Raw genomic sequence first — 17,061 nt, 5'->3', positions numbered from 1 at the left:
GGGCGAGTCGACCCCCATCGCGGGCAAGCCCGCGATGGCGATTTCAGTCGCGCAGACTGATCACCGGCCAGCCACGCTTCTCGGCCTCGGCTCGCAAGTTCGGATCCGGATCAACCGCCACCGGATTCGCCACCTGCTCCAGCAATGACAAGTCGTTCATCGAGTCGCTATAGAAGTAACTGTCTTCCAGCGAATGCCCGGTTTCTTCCAGCCAGCGACTCAGCCGCGTCACTTTGCCTTCACGGAAGCACGGGATGTCGGTGCTGCGCCCTGTATAACGGCCATCGACCATTTCACATTCGGTGGCGATCAGGGTTTCAACGCCCAAACGCTCGGCAATCGGACCGGTTACAAAGCGGTTGGTCGCGGTGATGATCACCAGCTTGTCACCCGCTTCACGATGCTGGGCCAGTAGATCGATCGCCTTGGGCAACACAATCGGCTCGATGCAGTCGCGCATGTAATCGAGGTGCCATTGATCCAGCGTGGCCATTTCGGTGCGGCCAAGGACTTCCAGGCAAAAGTTCAGGTAGGCGTCGTTATCCAGCTTGCCGGCCAGGTAATCCTGATAGAACTCATCGTTGCGTGCCTTGTAGGCAACGGCGTCGAGGAAGCCGCGTTCGCACAGGTAATCGCCCCAGGCGTGGTCACTGTCGCCGCCCAGAAGGGTGTTGTCCAAGTCGAATAAAGCCAGCCGCATTGCAGTTACTCGCTGAAAAGTCTGTAGAAAGGTGTCCAGAATACGGACTTTTCACAAGAGTGCACATAAGCTAAGCCGGCTCGTTGCTGCCTTCACAACCTTTGTGGAACAATGCGGCGACATGCGTTTGCGAGGTTGTTGCCGTGATCGACCCCGATGGTTTCCGCCCCAATGTCGGGATCATTCTCACGAATGATGCCGGACAGGTGCTATGGGCTCGCCGTATCAATCAAGATGCCTGGCAGTTTCCACAGGGTGGTATCAACCCCCAGGAGACGCCGGAAGACGCCTTGTACCGCGAGTTGAACGAAGAAGTGGGTCTGGAGCGTGAAGATGTTGAAATTCTCGCCTGCACCCGGGGCTGGTTGCGCTATCGTTTGCCGCAACGTCTGGTCCGTACCCACAGCCAACCGCTGTGCATCGGCCAGAAACAGAAATGGTTTCTCCTGCGCCTGATCTCCAACGAGCAGCGGGTGCGGATGGATTTGACCGGTAAACCGGAATTCGATGGCTGGCGCTGGGTCAGCTATTGGTATCCGTTGGGCCAGGTGGTGACATTCAAGCGCGAGGTGTATCGACGCGCTCTCAAAGAGCTTGCCCCGCGCCTTTTAGCGCGCGACTGACGACGGAGTTCGACCCCGAGCCATGCTCAATACGCTGCGCAAGATCGTCCAGGAAGTTAACTCCGCCAAGGATCTCAAGGCGGCGTTGGGGATTATTGTGTTGCGCGTCAAAGAGGCCATGGGCAGCCAGGTCTGCTCGGTCTACCTGCTTGACCCCGAGACCAACCGCTTCGTGCTGATGGCGACCGAGGGCTTGAACAAGCGCTCGATCGGCAAAGTCAGCATGGCACCCAACGAAGGTCTGGTCGGCCTGGTCGGCACGCGTGAAGAACCCCTTAACCTCGAAAACGCCGCGGATCACCCGCGCTACCGCTACTTCGCCGAGACCGGTGAAGAGCGCTATGCCTCATTCCTCGGGGCGCCGATCATTCACCACCGCCGCGTCGTCGGCGTGTTGGTCATTCAGCAAAAAGAACGCCGCCAGTTCGATGAGGGTGAAGAAGCCTTCCTCGTGACCATGAGCGCGCAGCTCGCCGGCGTTATCGCCCACGCCGAGGCCACCGGTTCGATTCGGGGGCTGGGCCGTCAGGGCAAAGGGATTCAGGAAGCCAAGTTCGTCGGTGTGCCGGGCTCGCCGGGTGCGGCGGTCGGTACGGCGGTGGTCATGTTGCCGCCGGCCGATCTGGATGTGGTGCCGGACAAGACCATCGTCGACATCGAAGCTGAACTCGGGCTGTTCAAGACCGCCATCGAAGGCGTGCGCGCCGACATGCGTGCGTTGTCGGCCAAATTGGCCACGCAGCTGCGCCCCGAAGAGCGGGCCTTGTTCGACGTGTATCTGATGATGCTCGACGACGCCGCGCTGGGCAACGAAGTGACCACTGTGATCAAGACCGGTCAGTGGGCCCAGGGCGCGCTGCGCCAGGTGGTCACCGATCATGTCAATCGTTTCGAATTGATGGACGACGCCTACCTGCGTGAACGCGCCTCGGACGTCAAGGACCTCGGCCGCCGCTTGCTTGCCTACTTGCAGGAAGAGCGCCAGCAGACCCTGGTCTACCCCGACAACACCATTCTGATCAGCGAAGAGCTGACGCCGGCGATGCTCGGCGAGGTGCCGGAAGGCAAGCTGGCGGGCCTGGTGTCGGTACTTGGCTCCGGCAACTCCCACGTGGCAATCCTCGCGCGTGCCATGGGCATCCCGACGGTGATGGGCCTGGTCGACCTGCCGTATTCCAAGGTCGACGGCATTCAGATGATCGTCGACGGCTATCACGGTGAGGTCTACACCAACCCCAGCGAAGTACTGCGAAAGCAGTTCGCCGAAGTGGTCGAGGAAGAAAAACAACTGGCCCTCGGGCTGGATGCATTGCGCGACTTGCCGTGCGTGACCGTCGATGGCCACCGCATGCCGCTGTGGGTCAACACCGGCCTGCTGGCGGACGTGGCACGGGCGCAGAAGCGCGGCGCCGAGGGTGTCGGTCTATACCGCACCGAAGTGCCGTTCATGATCAACCAGCGGTTCCCGAGCGAAAAGGAGCAGTTGGCGATCTACCGCGAGCAACTCGCCGCGTTCCATCCGCAACCGGTGACCATGCGCAGCCTGGACATCGGCGGTGACAAATCGCTTTCTTACTTCCCGATCAAGGAAGACAACCCGTTCCTCGGCTGGCGCGGCATTCGCGTCACCCTCGACCACCCGGAAATCTTCCTGGTGCAGACCCGCGCGATGCTCAAGGCCAGCGAAGGCCTGAACAACCTGCGGATTCTGTTGCCGATGATCTCCGGCACCCATGAACTCGAAGAAGCCCTGCACCTGATTCACCGGGCCTGGGGTGAAGTCCGCGATGAAGGCTGCGACGTACCTATGCCGCCGATCGGCGTGATGATCGAGATCCCGGCGGCGGTGTATCAGACCAAGGAACTGGCACGGCAAGTGGATTTCCTGTCGGTCGGCTCCAACGACCTGACCCAGTACCTGCTGGCGGTGGACCGAAACAACCCGCGGGTAGCCGACCTCTACGACTACCTGCACCCGGCGGTGCTGCAAGCCCTTCAAAGCGTGGTGCGTGACGCCCATGCCGAAGGCAAGCCGGTGAGCATCTGCGGTGAAATGGCCGGTGATCCGGCGGCGGCGGTGTTGTTGATGGCGATGGGCTTTGACAGCCTGTCGATGAACGCCACCAACCTGCCGAAAGTGAAGTGGATGCTGCGTCAGATCAACCTGAGCAAGGCCAAGGAACTGCTCGCGGAGCTGATGACCATCGACAACCCGCAAGTGATCCACAGTTCGCTGCAGTTGGCGCTGAAGAACCTCGGATTGGCGCGGATGATCAATCCGGCGGCGATCAAACCGCTCTGAAATACTGAGGACCCTTGCTCCCCCGCTGGAGTGCGAAGCGCTCCCAATCTGGCCAATGTTTTCTTTCGGAAAACTTCATCTGCCATTTTGCGACTGCTACGCAGTCGAGCGGGAGCAAGCTCCCTCGCCACAATTTATTGTCAAATCCTGACCTCAACTTCCCCCAAATGCCCGCCATACGGCCCGAAACTCCGTTCAACCAGATGCCGCGTCCCGTCGGCATGAACAATCAACGCCGTACTCGCCCGCGTCCCGTAACTCTGGCTGGCAATAAACACACTCGATAACAGCGTCTCGGTCGCCAAACCCACCCCGGTGTCGGGCAGCTCCGCAAACGGCGCCACCTGCGCATCACTCAGCAACGCCAACAACGCCTCAGGCTGCGGATTATCCAGAACCATCTCCAACGCTGCCCGCGCCTTGAGCAACTTCGGCCACGGCGTATCCAGTCCCGCATTCGATAAACCGTAAACGCCCGGCTGCAGCATCACTGCCTCAGTTCCCTGTGCGTTGTAATGCCACAGCTCGTTGGCGTTGCCGATAAGCAGGTTAAATCCGGCATATTCCAGCGAACGTCTGACAACGTCGGCCAAGTAATCATCAATCGGCATTTCGCCATTGAGAAATTGCGCGACGAGCTCACCCCGGGATTTCCGAGCGGGCGGTTGATGAGGGTCGCGGATATTGGTCAGGGCGGCGAAGCGCCCGTTAGCGCCGACACCAAGCCAGGTGCCACCGGCTTCCAGGTCGCGACCGGCGTGGACCTGCGGTGCTTCGGGCCATTGCGCCAGGGGCAGGCTGGGCCGGGCATAGAATTCGTCGCGGTTGGCCGCCACGATCAGCGGCTGGGCATGACCCGGGCGCCAGGCAAAGACAATCAGGCACATAAGGTGGTCCTTGTGTGTTTTTTGCCCACTCTACGCAGTCATGGTGCTGGTATCCATCGCCATCCAGTGGAGCCCAAGGCCATGCATCCGTTACCATGCCGCTCCGGTTTTGGGGTTGGGTGGGGAAACAGCATGGAATTTCTGCTCTATCTGGCGCTCGGCGCCTGTGCCGGAGTGCTCGCCGGGCTGTTTGGCGTGGGCGGTGGGATCATCATCGTTCCGGTGCTGGTGTTCAGTTTCACCCTGCAGGGCTTCGATGCGTCGATCCTGACTCACCTGGCGGTCGGCACCTCCCTGGCGACGATCATTTTCACCTCGGTCAACGCGGTGCGCGAACACCATCGCCGCGGTGCCGTGCGTTGGCCGATCTTTGCCTGGATGACCGTCGGCATTCTGCTGGGTGCCGGTTTCGGAGCGCTGACCGCCGAAGCGATCTCCGGGCCCAACCTGCAGAAAATCATCGGCGTGTTTGCCCTGATCATCGCCGTGCAGCTTATGCTGGACGTCAAACCCAAGGCGAGCCGAACGGTGCCGGGAAAAGTCGGTCTGACCCTGGCCGGCACCGTGATTGGCTGGGCCTCGGCGATTTTCGGGATTGGCGGCGGTTCGCTGACCGTGCCGTTCCTGACCTGGCGCAGTGTGCCGATGCAACAAGCGGTGGCGACGTCATCGGCGTGCGGCCTGCCCATTGCGCTGGCCAGTGCATTAAGTTTCATGATTCTGGGCTGGCACGATCCGTTGCTGCCGGCCCATAGTCTCGGTTTTATTTATTTGCCGGCGCTGCTGGGGATCGCCCTGACCAGCATGGTTTTCGCCCGCCTCGGTGCGCGATTGGCCCACAGGCTGTCGCCGAAGTTGCTGAAAAGACTGTTCGCCGCTTTGCTGTTCTGCGTAGGTTGGAGTTTCCTGATCTGACGCACCGCACAATCCTGGCTTAATCCTGAGGTGGCAGCGTCGCCCGGGAATTTTGAAGGTTTCAACTCTAACGAGGAGTCGCAATGCTGCCTTACCCGCAGATCGACCCGGTGGCCCTGGCCATCGGTCCGCTGAAAATCCACTGGTACGGCCTGATGTACCTGATCGGCATCGGCGGTGCGTGGCTGCTGGCGTCGCGCCGGCTCAACCGTTTCGACCCGACCTGGACCAAGGAGAAACTCTCCGACATGGTCTTCTGGATGTCGATGGGTGTGATCGTCGGCGGTCGCCTGGGCTATGTGCTGTTCTACGATCTGAGTGCTTATCTGGCCAACCCGACGCTGATTTTCGAAGTGTGGAAGGGCGGCATGTCGTTCCACGGCGGTTTCATCGGCGTGATGCTGGCGGCGTTGTGGTTCGGTAAAAAGAACAACAAGTCGTTCTTCCAACTGATGGACTTCGTCGCGCCAATGGTGCCGATCGGCCTGGGCGCCGGGCGTATCGGCAACTTCATCAATGCCGAATTGTGGGGCAAGGCGACCGACGTGCCGTGGGCGATGATCTTCCCGCCGTTCAGCGACCCGGCGCAGTTGCCGCGTCACCCGTCGCAGCTGTATCAGTTCGCGCTGGAAGGCGTGGCGCTGTTCCTGATCCTGTGGCTGTTCTCGCGTAAACCGCGGCCGACCATGGCGGTGTCCGGGATGTTCGCGCTGTTCTATGGCATTTTCCGCTTCATCGTCGAATTCGTCCGCGTGCCGGACGCGCAACTGGGCTATCTGGCCTGGAACTGGCTGACCATGGGCCAGGTGCTCTGCGTGCCGATGATCGTCGGCGGTCTGTTCCTGATCTGGCTGGCGTATCACCGCGCCCCGGCGACTCCAGCGGCAGCCGTATAAATTCGAATACCGGAGCGACGGCTCCGGTTTCAAGGACACAGGTAACTCATGAAGCAATATCTCGAACTGGTCGCCCACGTCATCAAGAACGGCACCAAACAAGCCAACCGCACTGGCGTGAACACCATCAGTTTTCCCGGCGCGATGCTGCGTTATGACCTGCAGGAAGGGTTCCCGGCGATCACCACGCGCAAGATGGCCTTCAAATCGGCCATCGGCGAGATGTGCGGCTTCCTGCGTGGGGTGAACAACGCTGCGGAATTTCGCGCGTTGGGCTGCAAGGTCTGGGACCAGAACGCCAACGAAAACGCGCAGTGGCTGGCCAACCCGTTCCGTCAGGGTGAGGACGACCTCGGCGAGATCTACGGCGTGCAATGGCGCAAATGGCCGGCGTACAAGCAGATCCCGGTCAGCAATAAGGCTGCTATCGAGCAGACCCTGAGCCAGGGCTATCGTCAGATTGCCGAAGGTGAAGAAGACGGTCAGGCCTACGTGGTGCTGTACAAGGCGATCGACCAGATCCGTCAGTGCGTCGACACCATCATCAAGGACCCCGGCAGCCGCCGCATCCTGTTCCACGGCTGGAACGTTGCGCAACTCGATGAAATGGCTCTGCCGCCGTGCCACTTGCTGTACCAGTTCCACCCGAATGTCGAGACCAGGGAAATCTCCCTGACGCTCTACATCCGCTCCAACGACCTGGGCCTGGGCACGCCGTTCAACCTCACCGAAGGTGCCGCGCTGCTGAGCCTGATCGGTCGCCTGACCGGCTACACGCCGCGCTGGTTCACCTATTTCATCGGTGATGCGCACGTCTACGAAAACCATCTGGACATGCTGAACGAACAGCTCAAGCGCGAGCCGTTCCCGATGCCGAAACTGGTGATCAGTGATCGTGTGCCGGATTTCGCCAAGACGGGTGTTTATCAGCCGGAATGGCTGGAGTTGATCGAGCCGAGTGATTTTTCGCTCGAGGGTTACGAGCATCACGCCCCAATGACCGCGCCGATGGCGGTCTGACAATCTGCACGCCATACCCCTGTGGGAGCTAGCAGGCAGCTAGCTCCCACATTGGGTTTTGGGGTGTGCTTAGTGGCCGTGGCTTCGGCCCACATGCGACTGTTCAACCTCCGTCGCCACCACACCGCCACTCACTTCCAGCCGCTGCAAAATCCCGCACTGATCAATATCCGGCCCTTCGCCACAGCGTTGGCGCAGGTCGAGCAGTTGCGCCTGTAACGCCAGCAGCCCGTCGATCCGTGCTTTGACGTGATGAATATGTTCGTCGATCAGCGCATTCACGCTCTCACATTGATCCTGCGGGCTGTCGCGCAAGGCCAGCAGGCTGCGAATCTCCTCCAGCGTCATGTCGAGGGTGCGGCAGTTGCGGATGAAAGTCAGGCGCTCGGCATGGGCCTGGGTGTAGACGCGGTAGTTGCCGTCACTGCGGGCCGGCTCCGGCAGCAGGTTTTCGCGCTCGTAGTAGCGGATGGTTTCTACGGCGCAGTCGGTGAGTTTCGCCAGTTCTCCGATCTTCATGACGGCAATCTCCAAATGGGTGCTTGACCCTATAGTGGCTACAGGGTCTTTACTTGGCAACAGGCACCTTCATGGACGCAACCAATGAGCGATTCCCTTCACACCCACAAACCCGAGGCTGATCACGATCACGATCACGATCACGATCACGATCACAGCCACAAGCTGCAGCCTGTGCAGAAGCATGACCATGGCGGTCACGGGGATTCCTGCTGTTCTTCCAAAGCGGCGGCGCCGTCGCTGATCAAGCTCAGTGAAAACTCAACTGCCAACGCGCGGTTGAGCAGTTTCCGCATCGACGCGATGGACTGTCCGACCGAGCAGACGCTGATCCAGAACAAACTCGGCAAGCTCGCGGGTGTGCAGCAGCTCGAATTCAACCTGATCAACCGCGTGCTGGGCGTGACCCACGACCTGCCGAGCACCGCGCCGATCATCGACGCAATCAAGTCCCTCGGCATGCAGGCCGAGCCGCTGGAGCAGGGCGTCGAAGCGCCAGTTCCAGCGCCCGAGAAAAAGCCGTGGTGGCCATTGGCGTTGTCCGGCGTGACCGCGCTCGCCGCCGAAGTGATTCACTTCACCAGCGCGGCGCCCAATTGGGTCGTGGCGGTTATCGCGTTGATCTCGATCCTCAGCGCCGGTCTCAGCACCTACAAGAAGGGCTGGATCGCGCTGAAAAATCTCAACCTGAACATCAATGCATTGATGAGCATCGCGGTGACCGGCGCGATCCTGATCGGACAGTGGCCGGAAGCGGCGATGGTGATGTTCCTGTTCACCGTGGCCGAGTTGATCGAGGCCAAGTCCCTGGACCGCGCGCGTAACGCCATCAGCGGCTTGATGCAGATGACCCCGGAACAGGCCACGGTGTTGCAGGCCGATGGCAGCTGGATCTTGCAAGACGTGAAATCCATCGAGCCGGGCGCCCGGGTGCGGGTGCGGCCCGGTGAGCGGATTGGTCTGGACGGCGAAGTCATATCGGGCAGTTCGACCATCAATCAGGCGCCGATCACCGGGGAAAGCCTGCCGGTTGAGAAAACCATTGGCGACAAGGTGTTCGCCGGCACTATCAACCAGGCGGGATCTCTGGAGTTTTCCGTAACCGCCGCCGCAAACCATTCGACCCTGGCCCGGATCATCCACGCCGTGGAACAGGCGCAAGGCGCACGAGCACCGACCCAACGCTTCGTTGACCAGTTTTCGAAAATCTACACCCCCGCCGTGTTCATCTTTGCCCTCGCGGTGGCAGTGATTCCGCCGCTGTTCATGGGCGCAGTCTGGTTCGACTGGATCTACCGCGCGCTGGTATTGCTGGTGGTCGCATGCCCCTGCGCACTGGTGATTTCCACCCCGGTGACCATCGTCAGCGGCCTCGCGGCGGCGGCGCGCAAAGGGATTCTGGTCAAGGGCGGCGTGTACCTGGAGGGTGGCTACAAACTCGACTATCTGGCGCTGGACAAGACCGGCACGATCACCCACGGCAAGCCGGTTCAGACGGATTACCTGTCGCTTGATCCCACGGCCGATGCCTCGGCGCCGGCAATTGCAGCGGCGTTGGCCGGACGCTCGGACCACCCGGTGTCGTTGGCGATTGCTAACGCCGCAGTGGATAAAACCTCTGCGCCGCTCGTTGTGCATAACTTCGAAGCACTGGGCGGTCGCGGGGTACGCGGTGAGATCGACGGGAAGACTTACCACTTGGGCAACCACCGCCTGGTGGAAGAGCTGAACCTGTGCTCGCCAGAGCTGGAAGAAAAGCTGTTTGCACTGGAGAAGCAGGGCAAGTCCGTGGTGCTGTTGCTCGACAACTCCGGTCCGCTGGCGCTGTTCGCCGTGGCCGATACGGTCAAGGAATCCAGCCGCGAGGCGATCCAGCAGCTGCACGATCTGGGCATCAAGACCCTGATGCTCACCGGCGACAACGTCCACACCGCCCAGGCGATTGCTGCGCAAGTCGGCATCGACGAGGCCAGGGGTGATCTGCTGCCGACCGACAAACTGCAAGCCATCGAAGCCCTTTATGCACAGGGTCATAACGTTGGCATGGTCGGCGACGGCATCAATGATGCTCCGGCACTGGCCCGGGCGGAAATCGGTTTTGCGATGGCCGCGGCCGGCACCGATACTGCCATCGAAACCGCCGATGTCGCCCTGATGGACGACGATCTGCGCAAGATTCCCACGTTCATACGTTTGTCGCGGCAGACGTCGAGCATCCTCAAACAGAACATCGCCCTCGCTTTGGTCATCAAGGCTATCTTTCTTGGGGTAACCTTCGCCGGGATCGCCACCATGTGGATGGCGGTGTTCGCCGACATGGGCGTGAGCCTGTTGGTGGTGTTCAACGGTTTGCGTCTGTTGCGCAAATAATCGATGAGGAGCGGGTGTGCTGAGTGCCGAGCTGAAGGCGTTTTACATGGTGGCCCGCCTGGGCAGCATTACCCTGGCGGCGAAAAAGCTCGGCCTGAGCCAGCCCACGGTCACCACGCAGATCCGCAATCTGGAAAGCCAGTACTCGGTCGAGCTGTTTTACCGTGGCGGCCGCCGCCTCAGCGTCAGCGATGAAGGTGCGCGGTTGCTGCCGATGGTCAAGGCGCTATTGCAGCAGGAAGCCGACATCGAGTTTTTCCTGCGCAACAGCGGCCAGGTCCAGGGCACGTTGCGCATCGCCGCCACCGCTCCGTATTACATTCTCGATCTGGTGAAGACCTTTCGCGAGCGCTTGCCGCAAGTGGAAGTGTCGGTGGAAATCGGCAATTCGCAGCAGGTGCTGGAAGCCTTGGAGGATTACCGGGTCGATGTCGCCGCGTCCTCGCAACTGCTCGACGACGCGCGACTGATTCGCCGGGTCCTTGGCAGCGATCCGCTGGTGTTGGCGGTGCATCGCCATCACCCGTTGGCGGTGCACGATCATGTGCCGCTCATCGCGTTGGCCGGGCATACGCTGTTGATGCGCGAGCCGGGCTCGACCACCCGGCGTCTGACCGAGGAGTTGCTGGCCACCGCCGGGGTGAGTTTCGGGCCGTTGCTGGAGATTGGTAGCCGTGAATCGATCCGCGAGGCGGTGCTGCGCAACATCGGGATCAGCATCATTGCCCGGCAGGAAGTGCCGCATGATCCGCAATTGCGTGTGCTGACCCTCGAGAACGCGCCGCAGATTCCGGAGTATTTGTACTGCCTCAAGGAGCGAAAGGGTGCGCGTCTGCCGGCAGCATTTCTCGGCCTGGCGCAGGAAATGGCTCCAGCATAAATCCCTGTGGCGAGGGAGCTTGCTCCCGCTGGGCTGCGAAGCGGCCCCCTTTCCCCTGAAAAGAAGGGGCCTGCTGCGCAATCCAACGGGAGCAAGCTCCCTCGCCACAGGTTATTCATTGCCTGTGCTATCCAACCCAAATCCCCGAATACCACTATCAGCCGTTTTTGCCTCACTGCCACATGACGGACGCATTGCCTCCTTAGGATGGCCTTCATCTGCTTGATGAGGCCTGCCCATGAACCACTCGATCGCAACTGCCCTGACCAATCCCGGCGCCCCGATGAGGGTGCGTGGCGTGCAGAAACGCTTCGGCGCCTTTACTGCGCTGGATAACGTTTCCCTCGACGTGGCGGCCGGTGAACTGGTGTGCCTGCTGGGCCCGTCGGGTTGTGGCAAAACCACGCTGTTGCGTTGCATCGCCGGTCTGGAGAAACAGGACAGCGGCGAGTTGTACCTCGGTGATCGCGACGTTTCCCACCTGGCACCGCAGGCTCGGGACTACGGCATTCTGTTCCAGTCCTACGCGCTGTTCCCCAATCTCACTGTCGAAGCGAACATTGCCTACGGCCTTGCCGGCAGCGGTCGCGATGAAGTGCGCAAGCGCGTCGGTCAGATGCTGGAGCTGGTCGGCCTGATCGGCAGTGAGAAAAAGTACCCCGGCCAATTGTCCGGCGGTCAGCAGCAACGTGTCGCACTGGCCCGCGCCCTGGCGCCGGCGCCGTCGTTGTTGTTGCTGGACGAACCAATGTCGGCCCTCGACGCCCGGGTCCGCGAGCACTTGTGCACCGAACTGCGCCAACTTCAACGCAGCCTCGGCATCACCACCCTGATGGTCACGCACAATCAGGACGAGGCCATGCTGATGGCCGACCGCATCGCGGTGATGAACAACGGCAAGGTTGAGCAGTACGCCACGCCACAGGAAATCTACGATCGTCCGGCCACGCCGTTCGTGGCGGAGTTTGTCGGTCAGGGCAATTGGTTGCCATTCAGCCGCAGCAGCGACAGTCACGCCCAGGTCGGCGGGATGAGCCTGCGCCTGGCAGACGGCAGCGCCAAAACCGCCTCGGGCCGTTTGTTCTGTCGCCCTGAAGCGATCAACGTCAACCCGCTGGTGCATGAGGAAAACCTGTTCCCGGCCAAGGTTCGCGAAATCACCTTCCTCGGCAACCGCTGCCGAATGAGTTTCGAACTCGATCAACTGCCGGGCCACGCCTTGCTCGCGGAACTGGCGCCGGAAGCCATGCCGCGACTCGGCGCCCAGCAGATCATGGTCGCCTTGCCGCCGCGCAGCCTGCAGGTGTTTGCCTGATGAGCGCGAACATCGCGCTGCCGATACCGCACAAGCAGGTTCGGCAGGCCTCCCGCGCCGAGATCGGCGACCGGGTGTTCGTGGTCGGCGGCAAAGTCTTGTTGCTGGTGTTGCTCGGCATCGCCGTGTTGATGCCATTGCTGGCGATCTTCTGGCGTGGCTTCAGTCCGGAGGCCGGGCAGGGCGGTGGTCTGGTGGCTGCACGTGAACTGGTCACCAGTGCGAATTTCCACTGGTTGCTCGGCAACAGCCTGAAAGTTTCCCTCAGCGTGGCGGCCATTGTCGTACCGCTGGCCTACCTGTTTGCCTACGCCCTGCAACGCACCTTGATTCCGGGCAAAGGCATTTGGCGCGGGATGTCGTTGTTGCCGCTGATGGCGCCGTCGATGCTGCCGGGCATTGCACTCGTTTATCTGTTCGGCAACCAGGGCCTGTTGCGTGGTTTGCTCTCGGACAATATCTACGGCTTCTGGGGCATCGTTCTGGGTGAGGTGATCTACACCTTCCCACACGCCTTGATGATTTTGCTGTCGGCCCTGTCCCTGGCGGATGCGCGCCTCTTCGATGCCGCCTCCAGCATGGGCGCCAGTCCGGCCAAAGCCTTCCGCAGCATCACCTGGCCGGCGACGCGTCAGGCGGTGTTCGCAGCGTTCTGCCTGGTCTTCACCCTGACCATCACCGACTTCGGCGTGCCCGTGGTGGTCGGCGGCGATTATCAGGTGCTGGCACTGGAAGCCTACAAAGCCGTGGTCGGCCAGCAACAGTTCGGTCGCGGTGCATTGATCGGCATGGTCCTGTTGCTGCCGGCGCTGTTCAGCTTCGCGGTCGATGCCTGGTTGCGTCGGCGTCACGGCGACTCCATGAGCGGTCGGGCGCAGGTCTTTCAACCTGCACCATCGAAACTGCGCGACGGCTTCTATCTCGCCATCGTGCTGCTGATCTGCGCGGTATTGCTGCTGGTGTTCGGCATGGCGGTGTTCTCGTCGCTGGTGAAATTCTGGCCGTACAACCTGTCGCTGTCGCTCAACCATTACCAGTTCAACGACACGGCGGGCGGTGGCTGGCTGGCCTACGGCAACAGCGTGAAGATGGCCCTGTGCACGGCGTTGATCGGCAGTGCGTTGATCTTCACCGGCGCGTACCTGATGGAAAAAACCAAAGGCCAGCGCGGACTGAATCTGACATTGCGCATGCTCAGTTTCGTACCGATGGCGGTGCCAGGGCTGGTGCTGGGCCTGGGTTACGTCTTCTTTTTCAACCTCACCGACAACCCGCTGCATGTGCTTTACGGAACCATGACCCTGCTGGTGGTCTGCACCATTGCTCACTATTTGACCACCGCGCAAATGACCGCGACCACCGCGCTGCGCCAGCTCGACGCTGAGTTCGAAGCCGCCGCGCTGTCGCTCAAGGCGCCGCTGTATCGGCATTACTTGCGGGTCACCGTACCGATTTGCCTGCCGGCGCTGCTGGACATCGTGCGCTATCTGTTCGTCTCGGCCATGACCACCGTTTCGGCGGCGATCTTCCTCTACAGCCCCGACACCATTCTTGCGGCGGTGGCGGTGCTGAACATGGATGACGCCGGCAACGTCGGCGGCGCGGCGGCGATGTCGACCCTGATTCTGTTCACCTCGGCGGGCGTGTCCCTGCTGCTGGCCTGGGCCTCGCGCGGTTTGCTGCGCCGTTCCCAGGCGTGGCGCCAGACCGCACCCGGTCACTGATTTCCAATCCCGCAAACCTCAACTCAAACAGGAAAAGATCATGTTCAAGCCTATGGCCCTGGCCGCTGCTGTCCTCACCGCTTTCAGCCTGAACGCCTTCGCGGCGAAAACCGAGTTGACGGTGTACACCGCCCTCGAGGCCGAACAATTGAAGACCTACAAAGAAGCCTTCGAAAAAGCCAACCCGGACGTCGAGATCAAGTGGGTACGCGACTCCACCGGTATCATCACCGCCAAGCTGCTGGCCGAAAAAGCCCGGCCACAGGCTGACGCCGTCTGGGGTCTTGCCGCATCGAGCCTGGCGATCCTCGATCAGCAAGGCATGCTGCAAAGCTACGCGCCGAAAGACCTGGGCAAGATCGGCGGCAACTACCGCGACGCCGCCAACCCGCCAGCCTGGGTCGGCATGGACGTGTGGGCCGCAACCATTTGCTTCAACACCGTCGAAGCGGAAAAACAGGGTTTGACCAAACCCGTGAGCTGGCAGGACCTGACCAAGCCTGAGTACAAAGGCAAGATCGTCATGCCCAACCCGGCCTCGTCCGGCACCGGTTTCCTCGATGTCAGCGCCTGGCTGCAAACCTTCGGTGAGAAGCAGGGCTGGCAGTACATGGACGACCTGCACCAGAACATCGGCCAGTACGTTCACTCCGGCTCCAAGCCTTGCAAACTGGCAGCGGCGGGGGAGTTCCCGATTGGTATTTCCTTTGAATACCCGGCTGTTCAGTTGAAGCGCCAGGGCGCGCCGCTGGACATCATCCTGCCGAAAGAAGGCCTGGGCTGGGAAATTGAAGCGACGGCTGTGATCAAGGGCACACCGCATGAAGATGCGGCGAAGAAACTGGCTGACTTCTCGGCCAGTCCGGCGGCGATGGAGCTCTATAAAGAGAACTTCGCGGTGCTTGCGCAGCCGGGGATTGCCAAGCCGCAGACTGAATTGCCGGCGGATTACGAGCAGCGTTTGATCAAGAACGACTTTGCCTGGGCGTCGAAGAATCGCGACGAGATCCTGACCGAGTGGCGCAAGCGCTATGACGGCAAGTCCGAGAAAGTGGCTGCCAAGTAACTGACTCACATCCTGTGGCGAGGGAGCTTGCTCCCGCTGGACTGCGCAGCAGGCCCTTATTTTGGGGCCGCTTCGCGACCAGCGGGAGCAAGCTCCCTCGCCACAAAATCGGGATTATCTTAATGACACACCCCAACGACATGCTGATCGTAGGCGCCGGCATCCTCGGCCTGTCCCACGCCTACGCTGCCGCCAGGCGCGGCCTCAAGGTCACGGTTTTCGAACGCAGCGAAACCCCGCTCGGCGCCTCGGTGCGCAACTTCGGCCAGGCCCTCGTCACCGGCCAACCGCCAGGCCCGATGCTGGAACTGGCCAAGGCCAGCCGCGAGATCTGGGGACAATGGGCGCCACTGGCCGGCCTGCAGCTCAAGCGCAACGGCTCGTATCTGTTCGCCCGCACCGAGGCGGAGGAACACCTGCTGGAAGCTTTTTGCGCCGGACGAGCCGTGGAACACGGTTACCGCGTCGACCTGCTGCGCGGTGCTGCATTGCGCGATCTGTACGGCGGCCAGTTCAGCCATCATCGCGCCGCGTTGCATGGCATGGACGATCAACAACTGTATTCCCGCGAAGCGATACCGGCATTGATCGATTACCTGCGCCGCGAAATGAACGTCGAGTTTCACTTCTCCACCCTCGTGCGCGACATCGAACCGGGCCGCTTGCACAGCACCGCCGGCACCTTCAGCGCCGAGCAGATCATCATCTGCTCCGGCCATGATTATCAGACCTTGCTCGCCGAGCCGATGGCCGCGCTCAACCCGCAAATCTGCCGCCTGCAAATGCTCCGCGCCCGCCCGCAGATCAACCTCAATCTGCAACACGCACTGCTCACCGGTTTGAGTTGCGTGCACTACGGCGCCTTCGCCGATCTGCCGGAAGCGGCGGCGGTGCAGGCGCAGATCCTGCGTGAAGAACCGCACCTGCACGAAAACGGTATTCACCTGCTGATCAGCCCGACGCCTTACGGCGAACTGATCATCGGCGACTCTCATCACTATGGCCGCGACCCCTCGCCATTCAACGCCGAGCAAGTGGACGACTGGATGATCGAACTGGCCGAGCAGACGTTGCGCTGCAAGGTACAAGTGGTCGAGCGCTGGCAGGGTGTCTATGGTTCACGCGGGCCAGGACCGTTTTCATTCCTGCGGCCGATGCCGGGCGTGAGCGTGGCGCTGATGCACACGGGCGTCGGCATGAGTGTCGGGCCGGCCATGGCAGAACGTAATGTCGCGACTGTATTGGGAGAGCGTTGATGGACCGCACTGAGCAAGTGATCGACGAGGTATTCGCGCTGTACGAGCGTTTTGGCGACAGTGATTACATCGGCGAGCCGGTGTCGCAAATCGAGCACATGTCCCAGGCCGCACAACTGGCCATGGCCGAAGGCTTCGATGACGAAGTGGTGCTGGCGGCGTTCTTTCACGACATCGGACACATTTGCGCCGAGAGCGCTGAGAACATGGGTGGTTTCGGCGTGGTCAGCCATGAGCGTCTGGGCGCCGATTACTTGCGTCGCGCAGGCTTCAGCGAACGCATGGCGCGGCTGGTGGAATTCCACGTGCAAGCCAAGCGTTATCTGACACTCAACGAGCCCGGGTACTACGATCGCTTGAGCGAAGCCAGCCGCCGGACCCTGGAATACCAGGGCGGGGTGATGACCGAGGCAGAGGCTGAAGCGTTCGAGCAGGACCCGTTGTGCGCCGTCAGTTTGCGCATGCGGCAGTGGGATGAGCTGGCCAAGGAGATGTGGGTGCCGGTGATTGATCTTGGCGTTTTGAAGGAAAAGGCCTTGCGCCTGATGGCGGCTTAGGGCTTAGGGCTTAGGGCTTAGGACATAGGCG

Annotated in this window: 15 protein-coding genes; 12 read left to right on the top strand and 3 right to left on the bottom strand. The window is 61.3% G+C overall.

From position 1 onward, the window contains the following. Positions 1-43 precede the first annotated feature (43 nt). A complete protein-coding gene (locus B723_RS03255) occupies positions 44-700 on the bottom strand; it encodes an HAD family hydrolase (protein WP_017341327.1) in 657 nt (218 codons plus the stop codon). A 143-nt stretch (positions 701-843) separates the two neighbouring features. On the opposite strand from B723_RS03255, the gene B723_RS03250 reads away from it, so the two are divergent. Continuing rightward, positions 844-1,323: an RNA pyrophosphohydrolase gene (locus B723_RS03250; protein ID WP_007897732.1), complete on the top strand. Its 480-nt coding sequence runs from the start codon at positions 844-846 to the stop codon at positions 1,321-1,323. 22 nt (positions 1,324-1,345) lie between these two features. Then, positions 1,346-3,625: a phosphoenolpyruvate--protein phosphotransferase gene (gene ptsP, locus B723_RS03245; protein WP_017341326.1), complete on the top strand. Its 2,280-nt coding sequence runs from the start codon at positions 1,346-1,348 to the stop codon at positions 3,623-3,625. A 140-nt stretch (positions 3,626-3,765) separates the two neighbouring features. On the opposite strand, the gene B723_RS03240 is transcribed toward ptsP, so the two are convergent. Further along, positions 3,766-4,512: an NRDE family protein gene (locus B723_RS03240; RefSeq protein ID WP_017341325.1), complete on the bottom strand. Its 747-nt coding sequence runs from the start codon at positions 4,510-4,512 to the stop codon at positions 3,766-3,768. Between the two features lie 132 nt (positions 4,513-4,644). Between B723_RS03240 and B723_RS03235 the strand changes: the two genes are divergently transcribed. The 3 genes from B723_RS03235 (at position 4,645) to B723_RS03225 (ending at position 7,343) form a co-directional block, all read left to right on the top strand. Then, positions 4,645-5,427, top strand: coding sequence for a sulfite exporter TauE/SafE family protein (locus B723_RS03235; RefSeq protein ID WP_017341324.1), 783 nt, complete (start codon positions 4,645-4,647; stop codon positions 5,425-5,427). A gap of 83 nt (positions 5,428-5,510) precedes the next feature. Further along, the gene (gene lgt, locus B723_RS03230) at positions 5,511-6,323 is read left to right on the top strand and encodes a prolipoprotein diacylglyceryl transferase (protein ID WP_017341323.1); all 813 of its coding nucleotides are present in this window, start codon (positions 5,511-5,513) and stop codon (positions 6,321-6,323) included. Positions 6,324-6,371: 48 nt separating this feature from the next. Next, entirely contained in the window at positions 6,372-7,343 is a 972-nt protein-coding gene (locus B723_RS03225) for a thymidylate synthase (RefSeq protein ID WP_017341322.1), read from the top strand. A 69-nt stretch (positions 7,344-7,412) separates the two neighbouring features. On the opposite strand, the gene cadR is transcribed toward B723_RS03225, so the two are convergent. After that, positions 7,413-7,862 (bottom strand): Cd(II)/Pb(II)-responsive transcriptional regulator, encoded by a 450-nt coding sequence (cadR, locus tag B723_RS03220; RefSeq protein WP_017341321.1) that lies wholly within the window; start codon positions 7,860-7,862, stop codon positions 7,413-7,415. 84 nt (positions 7,863-7,946) lie between these two features. On the opposite strand from cadR, the gene B723_RS03215 reads away from it, so the two are divergent. The 7 genes from B723_RS03215 (at position 7,947) to B723_RS03185 (ending at position 17,030) form a co-directional block, all read left to right on the top strand. Beyond that, positions 7,947-10,232 (top strand): heavy metal translocating P-type ATPase, encoded by a 2,286-nt coding sequence (locus tag B723_RS03215; protein WP_017341320.1) that lies wholly within the window; start codon positions 7,947-7,949, stop codon positions 10,230-10,232. A gap of 16 nt (positions 10,233-10,248) precedes the next feature. Continuing rightward, positions 10,249-11,112, top strand: coding sequence for a LysR family transcriptional regulator (locus tag B723_RS03210; protein ID WP_017341319.1), 864 nt, complete (start codon positions 10,249-10,251; stop codon positions 11,110-11,112). 238 nt (positions 11,113-11,350) lie between these two features. After that, on the top strand, positions 11,351-12,427 hold the full coding sequence (locus B723_RS03205) for a putative 2-aminoethylphosphonate ABC transporter ATP-binding protein (protein WP_017341318.1): 1,077 nt from the start codon (positions 11,351-11,353) through the stop codon (positions 12,425-12,427). After that, positions 12,427-14,151 (top strand): putative 2-aminoethylphosphonate ABC transporter permease subunit, encoded by a 1,725-nt coding sequence (locus tag B723_RS03200; RefSeq protein WP_017341317.1) that lies wholly within the window; start codon positions 12,427-12,429, stop codon positions 14,149-14,151. Before B723_RS03205 ends, B723_RS03200 begins: the two co-directional genes overlap by 1 nt. 40 nt (positions 14,152-14,191) lie before the next feature. Next, positions 14,192-15,217 carry a putative 2-aminoethylphosphonate ABC transporter substrate-binding protein gene (locus B723_RS03195; RefSeq protein WP_017341316.1) on the top strand — a complete coding sequence of 342 codons (1,026 nt, stop codon included), beginning with the start codon at positions 14,192-14,194 and terminating at the stop codon, positions 15,215-15,217. 122 nt (positions 15,218-15,339) lie between these two features. Next, on the top strand, positions 15,340-16,473 hold the full coding sequence (locus B723_RS03190; protein ID WP_017341315.1) for a TIGR03364 family FAD-dependent oxidoreductase: 1,134 nt from the start codon (positions 15,340-15,342) through the stop codon (positions 16,471-16,473). After that, positions 16,473-17,030 carry a phosphonate degradation HD-domain oxygenase gene (locus B723_RS03185; protein ID WP_017341314.1) on the top strand — a complete coding sequence of 186 codons (558 nt, stop codon included), beginning with the start codon at positions 16,473-16,475 and terminating at the stop codon, positions 17,028-17,030. The genes B723_RS03190 and B723_RS03185 overlap by 1 nt, the downstream gene beginning before the upstream one ends. Positions 17,031-17,061: the final 31 nt, after the last annotated feature.

The organism is Pseudomonas fluorescens NCIMB 11764, assembly GCF_000293885.2.
Lineage (GTDB): Bacteria > Pseudomonadota > Gammaproteobacteria > Pseudomonadales > Pseudomonadaceae > Aquipseudomonas > Aquipseudomonas fluorescens_B.
This window is presented reverse-complemented; position numbering and strand designations above follow the sequence as displayed.

Excerpts from the sequence above, each read along its gene's own strand:
- B723_RS03235 (WP_017341324.1), top strand. The coding sequence starts at position 4,645 with ATGGAATTTCTGCTCTATCTGGCGCTCGGCGCCTGTGCCGGAGTGCTC.
- B723_RS03255 (WP_017341327.1), bottom strand. The coding sequence starts at position 700 with ATGCGGCTGGCTTTATTCGACTTGGACAACACCCTTCTGGGCGGCGAC.
- B723_RS03225 (WP_017341322.1), top strand. The coding sequence starts at position 6,372 with ATGAAGCAATATCTCGAACTGGTCGCCCACGTCATCAAGAACGGCACC.
- B723_RS03190 (WP_017341315.1), top strand. The coding sequence starts at position 15,340 with ATGACACACCCCAACGACATGCTGATCGTAGGCGCCGGCATCCTCGGC.
- B723_RS03205 (WP_017341318.1), top strand. The coding sequence starts at position 11,351 with ATGAACCACTCGATCGCAACTGCCCTGACCAATCCCGGCGCCCCGATG.
- B723_RS03195 (WP_017341316.1), top strand. The coding sequence starts at position 14,192 with ATGTTCAAGCCTATGGCCCTGGCCGCTGCTGTCCTCACCGCTTTCAGC.
- ptsP (WP_017341326.1), top strand. The coding sequence starts at position 1,346 with ATGCTCAATACGCTGCGCAAGATCGTCCAGGAAGTTAACTCCGCCAAG.
- B723_RS03200 (WP_017341317.1), top strand. The coding sequence starts at position 12,427 with ATGAGCGCGAACATCGCGCTGCCGATACCGCACAAGCAGGTTCGGCAG.
- B723_RS03240 (WP_017341325.1), bottom strand. The coding sequence starts at position 4,512 with ATGTGCCTGATTGTCTTTGCCTGGCGCCCGGGTCATGCCCAGCCGCTG.
- B723_RS03215 (WP_017341320.1), top strand. The coding sequence starts at position 7,947 with ATGAGCGATTCCCTTCACACCCACAAACCCGAGGCTGATCACGATCAC.
- cadR (WP_017341321.1), bottom strand. The coding sequence starts at position 7,862 with ATGAAGATCGGAGAACTGGCGAAACTCACCGACTGCGCCGTAGAAACC.
- lgt (WP_017341323.1), top strand. The coding sequence starts at position 5,511 with ATGCTGCCTTACCCGCAGATCGACCCGGTGGCCCTGGCCATCGGTCCG.
- B723_RS03185 (WP_017341314.1), top strand. The coding sequence starts at position 16,473 with ATGGACCGCACTGAGCAAGTGATCGACGAGGTATTCGCGCTGTACGAG.